Source organism: Propionibacterium cyclohexanicum (assembly GCF_900111365.1).
In the GTDB taxonomy this organism is placed as follows: Bacteria; Actinomycetota; Actinomycetes; order Propionibacteriales; family Propionibacteriaceae; genus Propionibacterium; species Propionibacterium cyclohexanicum.
In genome coordinates, this window is the sequence record NZ_FOGZ01000017.1 from 60,239 (window position 1) to 67,705 (window position 7,467).

6 protein-coding genes are annotated in these 7,467 nt (G+C 66.1%); 4 read left to right on the forward strand and 2 right to left on the reverse strand.

Features of this window, described 5'->3' with window-relative positions; genetic code table 11:
- The first annotated feature begins 52 nt into the window (after positions 1 to 52).
- Genes BMX93_RS08875 through BMX93_RS08890 form a run of 4 tightly spaced genes read left to right on the forward strand, consistent with a single transcriptional unit; the run spans position 53 to position 5,611 of the window.
- Entirely contained in the window at positions 53 to 1,690 is a 1,638-nt protein-coding gene (locus tag BMX93_RS08875; RefSeq protein WP_091970198.1) for an ABC transporter substrate-binding protein, read from the forward strand.
- A 57-nt stretch (positions 1,691 to 1,747) separates the two neighbouring features.
- Positions 1,748 to 2,884, forward strand: coding sequence for an ABC transporter permease (locus BMX93_RS08880; protein ID WP_091970200.1), 1,137 nt, complete (start codon positions 1,748 to 1,750; stop codon positions 2,882 to 2,884).
- 1 nt (position 2,885) lies between these two features.
- Positions 2,886 to 3,899 carry an ABC transporter permease gene (locus tag BMX93_RS08885; RefSeq protein WP_091970202.1) on the forward strand — a complete coding sequence of 338 codons (1,014 nt, stop codon included), beginning with the start codon at positions 2,886 to 2,888 and terminating at the stop codon, positions 3,897 to 3,899.
- Entirely contained in the window at positions 3,896 to 5,611 is a 1,716-nt protein-coding gene (locus tag BMX93_RS08890; RefSeq protein WP_091970203.1) for a dipeptide ABC transporter ATP-binding protein, read from the forward strand. Before BMX93_RS08885 ends, BMX93_RS08890 begins: the two co-directional genes overlap by 4 nt.
- A gap of 9 nt (positions 5,612 to 5,620) precedes the next feature.
- On the opposite strand, the gene BMX93_RS08895 is transcribed toward BMX93_RS08890, so the two are convergent.
- Together BMX93_RS08895 and BMX93_RS08900 are read right to left on the reverse strand one after the other, a co-directional pair.
- Positions 5,621 to 6,853, reverse strand: a complete 1,233-nt coding sequence (locus tag BMX93_RS08895; RefSeq protein WP_091970204.1) for a cutinase family protein — start codon at positions 6,851 to 6,853, stop codon at positions 5,621 to 5,623.
- Positions 6,850 to 7,314, reverse strand: coding sequence for a YbhB/YbcL family Raf kinase inhibitor-like protein (locus tag BMX93_RS08900; protein ID WP_091970206.1), 465 nt, complete (start codon positions 7,312 to 7,314; stop codon positions 6,850 to 6,852). Before BMX93_RS08900 ends, BMX93_RS08895 begins: the two co-directional genes overlap by 4 nt.
- Positions 7,315 to 7,467: the final 153 nt, after the last annotated feature.

Sequence of the window (7,467 nt, forward strand, 5' to 3'; positions counted from 1 at the left end):
AATGTCTTGAAATCCCGGTGCTCCCGCCCGGGGCCTACAGGAAGAGCCAGGTATGCAACTCCTCTCTCGACGCAACTTGCTGCAGTTCGCTGCCCTCGGGGCCGCGGCCGTCGCACTTCCGGGTTGCGCGCAGACCGCATCGTCGCCCTCGAACACCGGCTCGGCCGGTGGTGGGGCGGTCCTCATCGGCACCACCGACAAGGTGACCGCGCTGGATCCGGCAGGCGAGTACGACAACGGCTCCTTCGCGCTCATCTCGAATTGCTTCCCCTTCCTGCTCAACACCAAGCCCGGATCTACCGACGCCACTCCGGTGCCGGACATCGCCGAATCGGCCTCCTTCACGAGCGACAAGGAGTACACCGTCAAGCTCAAGAGCGGCCTGAAGTTCGCCAATGGCCACGACCTGACCTCCGAGGACGTGAAGTACAGCTTCGACCGCATGATCAAGATCAACGATCCGAACGGGCCGTCCAGCCTGCTCGCCAATCTCGACTCGGTGAGCACTAGCGACGATCTCACGGTGGTCTTCACGCTGAAGGTCGCCAACGACCAGACCTTCCCGCAGGTGCTCACCAGCCCAGCCGGACCGATTGTCGACAAGGACTCTTTCCCGGCCGACAAGCTGCTCGACGATGACGCGATCGTCAAGGCCAACGCCTTCGCCGGGCCGCTGCGCATCACGGACTACACGAAGAACCAGCTCGTCAGCTTCGCCAGGTGGGACGGGTACCAGGGTGTCCTGGGTGCTGCCAAGGCCTCGACCGTCACGATGAAGTACTACGCGCAAGACGAGAACCTCAAGCTCGGCGTGCAGCAGGGTGAGGTCGATGTGGCCTCTCGCAGCCTTTCGGCGACCGACATCGACTCCCTGCGCTCCGACTCCAAGCTCAAGGTGTACGAGGGCACCGGAGGCGAGATGCGGATGCTGGTCTTCAACTTCGACACGATGCCCTTCGGTGCGAAGACCAGTGAGCCCAGCGCCGCGAAGTCGCTGGCAGTGCGCCAGGCGATCGCCTCGCTGCTCGACCGCAGCGCAGTATCGACGAATGTCTACAAGGGAACGTACAACCCGCTGTTCGCCTACGTGCCCGATGGATTCCTCGGCGCGAGCCCCACGCTCAAGTCCGCCTATGGTGACGGAAATGGCGGGCCAAGCAAGGACAAGGCCACGAAGTTCCTGGCCGACGCGGGAGTGACGACGCCCGTTGCCCTGAACATCCAGTACAACCCCGATCACTACGGGCAGAGTTCCAGCGACGAGTACACGGCGATGAAGTCCCAGCTGGAGAGCTCGGGCCTGTTCACCGTCGATCTCAAGTCGACCGAGTGGGTGCAGTACAACAAGGACCGGGTGGCCGATGTCTACCCGATCTACCAGCTGGGTTGGTTCCCCGACTTCCCCGATCCCGACAACTACCTCACCCCCTTCTTCACCGAAGGCAACTTCATCCACCAGCACTACTCGAACGAGGCGGTGGCGCAGGCCATCACCGCCCAGGCGACCGAGCCGGACAAGACGAAGCGCCAGGCACTCCTCAAGGAGATCCAGGACAAGCTCACCGCCGATCTGCCGACCATCCCGCTGCTGCAGGGCAAGCAGGTGCTCATCGCCTCGACCGCCGTCAAGGGTGCCGAGAACGCCATCGACATCTCCTTCAAGCTGAGGATGAACGTCCTCAGCAAATGAGACGTCCGAAAGTCCCCATGAGGATCGAGACCACAGAAGGGTCTGAGCTGAGGCCATATGAGCGAGATCAACAGCGCCGGCGGGCCCGGCAGCCCGCAGAACGGCGTTCTGACCACCGGGCCCGGCGTCGGGCAGCTCGTCCCGCCGCCTAGCACGCGCAGCAGGCGGCGGGGCAACGGGCTCTACCGCTACCTGCTGGTCCGTTTCCTGCTCATCTTCCCCACCATCTTCATTCTCGTGACCACGGTCTTCTTCCTCATGAGGATCACCGGCGATCCGATCACCGCGGCTCTCGGCGGGCGCCTCACTCCCGACCAGCTCGCCGAGCGCCGCCACGCCGCCGGCTACGACCGGCCGATCATCGTGCAGTACCTGAACTATCTCGGCAACATCGCGCGGGGCGATTTCGGCACCACCTACAGCGACAACCAGGCTGTCACCAAGATCCTCACGAGCTATGGATCGGCCACCTTGGAGCTGGTGCTGTACTCGCTGGTCATTACCTTCCTCATCGGGATCCCGCTGGGGCGGCTGGCTGCGCGGAACCGAGACAGGTGGCCTGACGCCGTCCTTCGGGTGTTCGCCATCCTCGCCTACGCCACGCCGGTCTTCTTCCTGGGCCTGCTGCTCAAGCTCGTCTTCTCCGTGAAGCTCGGCTGGCTCCCCGTCTCGGGCCGGATCAGCGCCTCGGGCGAGGTCCAGATGCAGCAGATCCTCAATCCGACACCCTTCTATCTGCTCGATGCCATCCGGCTGGGCAGTCCCGCCCTCATCGGGGATGTCCTCAGCCATGCGATCCTTCCCGCGCTGGCACTGGGAATGCTCAATGGCGGGGTGTTCCTCAGACTCATGCGCACCAATCTCATCGGCACGCTCGATCGGCAGTACATCGAGTCGGCCCGGTCCCGTGGGGTCAGCGAATCCCGGTTGGTCACCAAGCACGCGACCAAACCGGCACTCATCCCCGTCATCACCGTGATGGGCATGCAGATCGCGCTCATGCTGGGTGGCGCCGTCCTCACCGAGACGACCTTTGAGTGGAAGGGCCTGGGTTTCATGCTGGCCCAGTACATGACCTCCCGCGACTATGTGGCGGTGCAGGGCATTGTCATGATGCTGGCCGTGATCGTCGCGCTGGCCAACTTCGTCGTCGACGTCATCGCTGCGCTCATCGATCCCCGAGTGAGGTACTGAGATGTCACAGCCAGTTCCGCTGGGCGTTGAGTCGCGCCGCGAGCCCTGGTATCTGCGTCTGCCCGTCATCGCCGATGTGCGGCGCAGCGTCGGGCTGCAACGAGGAATGCTCGTCACCGGGCTGGTGCTCACCTCGATCCTCGTGCTCGTCGCGATCTTCGCCCCGCTCCTCGCCCCCTACACCTGGGCCCAGACCAGCGCCGACGGGGTGAGCTTCGGCACCCAGCAACCGCCCTCGGCCAAACACCCCTTCGGCACCACGGTCAGCGGCTTCGATGTCGCCTCCCGGGTCATCTGGGGGGCCCGAACCGCCGTTCTGGTGATCCTGGCAGCCGTGGTCATGTCGATCGTCCTCGGTGTGCTGCTCGGCTTGGTCTCGGGCTATCTGGGCGGCTGGCTCGACCGGATCCTCACCATGATCACCGACGCGATCTACGCCTTCCCCTCGCTGCTGCTGGCGATCGTCATGTCGATTGTCATCTCGGGCGGCCAGTCGAGCGCCTTCGGCGGCATCATGAGCGCGGCCATCTCGATCACAGTGGTCTACGTGCCCCAGTACTTCAGGGTGATCCGCGCCGAGACGATCAGGCTCAAGGCCGAGCCCTTCGTCGAGGCAGCCAAAGTCACCGGAGCTCCGGTGCGCCGTATCCTCTTCGGCCACATCTTCCGCAACTCCACCCGTACTCTCCCACTGATCTTCACCCTCAACGCCTCGGACGCCGTGCTCACTCTGGCCGGCCTGGGCTTCATGGGCTTCGGCATCGAGCCGACCAGTGCCTCGGAGTGGGGATATGACCTCAACCGGGCCATGGCCGATGTCTCCAGCGGCCTGTGGTGGACATCCATCTTTCCCGGTGTCGCCATTGTCTTGTCGGTGCTCGGCATCACCTTGGTGGGGGAGTCCATGAACGATCTCAACGACCCGCGGCTGCGCAGGCGCCGCGCATCGAAGAAGGCCACGTCGGCAGATACCCGCGGGGATGAGCCGACCGCTGACGCACAGGAGGTCCGATGAGCTCGTCGGCAGTCCATCGTTTCGGCGGTGGCGAACCACTGCTCGAGATCAAAGACCTCGGCGTCAGCTTCGCCACCGACCACGGTGATGTGGACGCGGTGCGTGGCGTCAGCCTGTTCGTCGACCCCGGCGAGATCCTGGCCATCGTCGGCGAATCGGGGTCGGGCAAGACCGTGACGGCGCGCAGCGTGCTCGGCCTGCTGCCCGAGACCGCGACTGAGTCGGGAGCGGTGGTGCTCAACGGCCGGGATGTCGTGCAGATGAGCGCAACCCAGCTTCGCAGGGTGCGCGGTGCCGATGTCGCGATGATCTTCCAGGAACCCTCGAGCGCACTCAACCCCGTCTACCCGGTCTGGTGGCAGCTCGGGGAAGGGCTACGGGCCCACAACCCGAAGCTGAGCACCAAGCAGCTCAAGGAGCGGGCCGTCGAGGCGCTGCGCGAGGTGGGCATTCCCGACCCGCAGAACCGCATCAACCGCTATCCTCACGAGTTCAGCGGGGGCCAGAAACAGCGGATCATGATCGCCATGGCCTTGGCTCTGGGCACCAAGCTCATCGTGGCCGATGAGCCCACCACGGCTCTCGATGTGACTGTGCAGGCCGAGATCCTCCAGCTGCTGCGCGACGTGCGCGACCGCTTCGGCACCTCGATCATCCTCATCACGCACAATATGGGGGTGGTCGCCGACCTCGCCGACTCGGTCGCGGTGATGCACGATGGCGTCATCGTCGAGCGGAAATTCGCCAAGGAGCTGTTCGCCCATCCCGAGGACGACTACACGAAGAAGCTGCTCGGCGCGGTGCCGCGGGTCGGCGCGCATTCGGCCTCGGCCGGGTTGAGCGATGCCGCCCGCCAGGAGCTGGCCGGCCATGAGGCGATCGTCGAGGCGCGAGGACTCGAGGTCACCTATCCCGGCCGGTTGGGCACGCCGCCCTTCCGGGCCGTTCGCGGGATCGACTTCACGATCCGGGCCGGCGAGGTCTTCGGGCTGGTCGGCGAGTCCGGCTCGGGCAAGACGACCACCGGGCGGGCCATCGTCGGCCTCGAAGAGGTCACCGGCGGCTCCCTCAAGGTCTTCGGCTACGAGATGCGCCACCTTCGGGAGCGCACCTTCAAGCCGCTGCGCAAGGACATCGGCTTCGTCTTCCAGGACCCGGCCACCAGTTTCGACCCGCAGCTCACCATCGGTCAGTGCATCGCCGAGCCGCTGGAGGTGCATGAGCCACGCTCCAGCGCCGCTGATCGCCGTCGGCGGGTGCGCGATCTGCTTTCGGCCGTGCAATTGCCAGTTGACTACGCGAATCGTTTTCCCCATGAGCTGTCCGGCGGGCAGCGTCAGCGCGTCTCGCTCGCCAGAGCCCTCGTCATGCGGCCCAAGCTGCTCATCGCCGACGAACCGACCTCGGCGCTCGACGTGTCGGTGCAGGCGACCGTGCTCGAACTGTTCCGCCAGCTTCAGGCCGAGTTCGGCTTCGCCTGCCTGTTCATCAGCCATGACCTGGCAGTGATCGACATGCTGGCCCACCGGATCGGTGTGCTCTATCACGGGGAACTCGTCGAGGTGGGCGATGGCGCGCAGGTGCTGGGGAACCCCCAGCATCCGTACACGAAGCGGCTGCTCGCCTCCCTGCCGGTGCCCGATCCGGTCGAGCAGGCAGTGCGCCGCGAGGAGTTCAGAAGGGTGGACGAGGAACTGGCCGGGCGCGATTGAGGGCCGCGCTCACTGGTGGGAACCGCGCCCGGAGCGTCGACGGCGCCCGATGAGCACGGCGACGACTGCCCCGGCGAGGACAGCTGCGGCCACGGCGAGGCCCACGACCGGCGCCGCAGAGCGCCCGGGCAGCGGACCTCTCGCTGAGCCGGTGGCCGTGGCGGGTAGCGCATCGATCTTCGCTTCCACGGCAGCCAGTGTCTTGGGAAGATTCGCCGGGGTGTACGAGGAGTGCAGCGGGCGCGCCCTGTCCTCCTCCTCCTGCACGGTGGACGTGCTGGTGAGCAGCCGGGACAGTGCCTCGGCGGAGTCACAAACGGTGTCCCCGCTCATGCAGACCGACCACGTCATGGGCGCATCGACCCCGGGGACATCGGCTCCGGCCGATTTCATGGCCGCATTGAGCGTGCCGTTGTCGACCGTCCCGTTGTACAAGGAGAACAGGCTCGTGAGCAGCGATTGAACCTGCTGCTGGCGGGTGGCATGCGGATCGGCGGTGGCCTGCTGACGCAGGAAATGCAGCGCTGCGACCAATCCATAGGCCCGGTTCCCGGCCGTCCCATCCAGTTCGTTGACGTTCTGGCCGTCGTAGTGCAGGGGATTGCCCAGCAGCACGACGGCGGTCGTGTTGGCGTCGAGCTGACCCGAGGCGAGCGCCCGGGTTGTCACCTCCGCGCCCTGGCTGAATCCGGCGATGAGCAGCTTCTGGTCGTGGCAGCGCTCGGCTTCGGAGTGCGCCAGCCGCTCCAGCTCGCTGACTCCGGCGTCCACCGAGCTCGTGTAGGCCGAGGGAGAAGCCGAGCTGTTGGGCAGGACCATGTTCTCGACGGCGGACAGGTTGAGCTGGTCCAGCGAGGTCGCGGGGTAGTCGAGGAAGACCTGGCGAACGCTGAGATCCGGGCGCGACTGCTGGGTGTGGGTGGCCAGTTGCTGCTCGACGGCGCTGAGCGTGGTGCCATAGGGCGGCTGCTCCCCCGAGCCGCGCACCCCTACGAACAACAGATCGGCACAGGGCTGGTCAGCTGCCTTCGAGGAGGCGACCGGATTCGCCGACCACCCGCCGTCGGCGGCGGCGAAGGGGGTGCCCAGGCCCGTGACGAGCAAGGCGACCCCGCTGAGCAGACAGGAAAGTCGTCTCATCCAGGAATCCACGCCCACCAGCGTACTTTCGGCACCGTGCGCACCGGTGTCCTCGTGGGCATCCGGGCAGATGAGGGCCGCGCAGCCGGTGGCCGGGCTCACAGGGTCGAGGTGAACACCGGGGTCAGCGTGGCCGAGTCGAGCTGGTGGGCCGCGAGGAGCCGCTCCACCTCTTCGGGCCCGCTCCCCTCCGGCACCGGCAGATGCCCGACATCGAGGGCCCACAGCGTGAAGATGTAGCGGTGCCGCTGTCCGTGCGGAGGGCAGGGACCGCCGTAGCGAGCGTAGCCATAGCCGTTGTTCACTTCCCGAGTCTGGGGCGGCAGCGCCCCGCCGTGCTCGACACCGTGCGTGCCCACCGGGATGTCGAGCGCCAGCCAGTGCCAGAAGCCCCCCTCCATCGGCGCGTCGGGATCCCAGACCGTCACAGCCAAGCTCTTCGTGTCCGGGGGCAGATCGCTCCATGCCAGATGGGGAACGAGATTCTTGCCACCGGCCCGGGGCTCGGCATGGACGAGGGGGATCTCCTCACCTTCGCCCAGGTCATCACTGCGCAGTTGCATCGCTGCCTCCTGTCGTCGCGGGCGTCCTGCGGGCACACTGCCTGCACCCACTGCGAGCCTAGGGCGTGTCTCCCAATAGGCGTGTCCAGGTGAGGATGGTGCAGAGGGTGACGCCTGCGCGGTAGGTGATCGCGAGTTTGTCGTACCGGGTAG

Coding starts and splice junctions, on each gene's coding strand:
- BMX93_RS08880 (WP_091970200.1), top strand. CDS start 1,748: ATGAGCGAGATCAACAGCGCCGGCGGGCCCGGCAGCCCGCAGAACGGC.
- BMX93_RS08900 (WP_091970206.1), bottom strand. CDS start 7,314: ATGCAACTGCGCAGTGATGACCTGGGCGAAGGTGAGGAGATCCCCCTC.
- BMX93_RS08885 (WP_091970202.1), top strand. CDS start 2,886: ATGTCACAGCCAGTTCCGCTGGGCGTTGAGTCGCGCCGCGAGCCCTGG.
- BMX93_RS08890 (WP_091970203.1), top strand. CDS start 3,896: ATGAGCTCGTCGGCAGTCCATCGTTTCGGCGGTGGCGAACCACTGCTC.
- BMX93_RS08875 (WP_091970198.1), top strand. CDS start 53: ATGCAACTCCTCTCTCGACGCAACTTGCTGCAGTTCGCTGCCCTCGGG.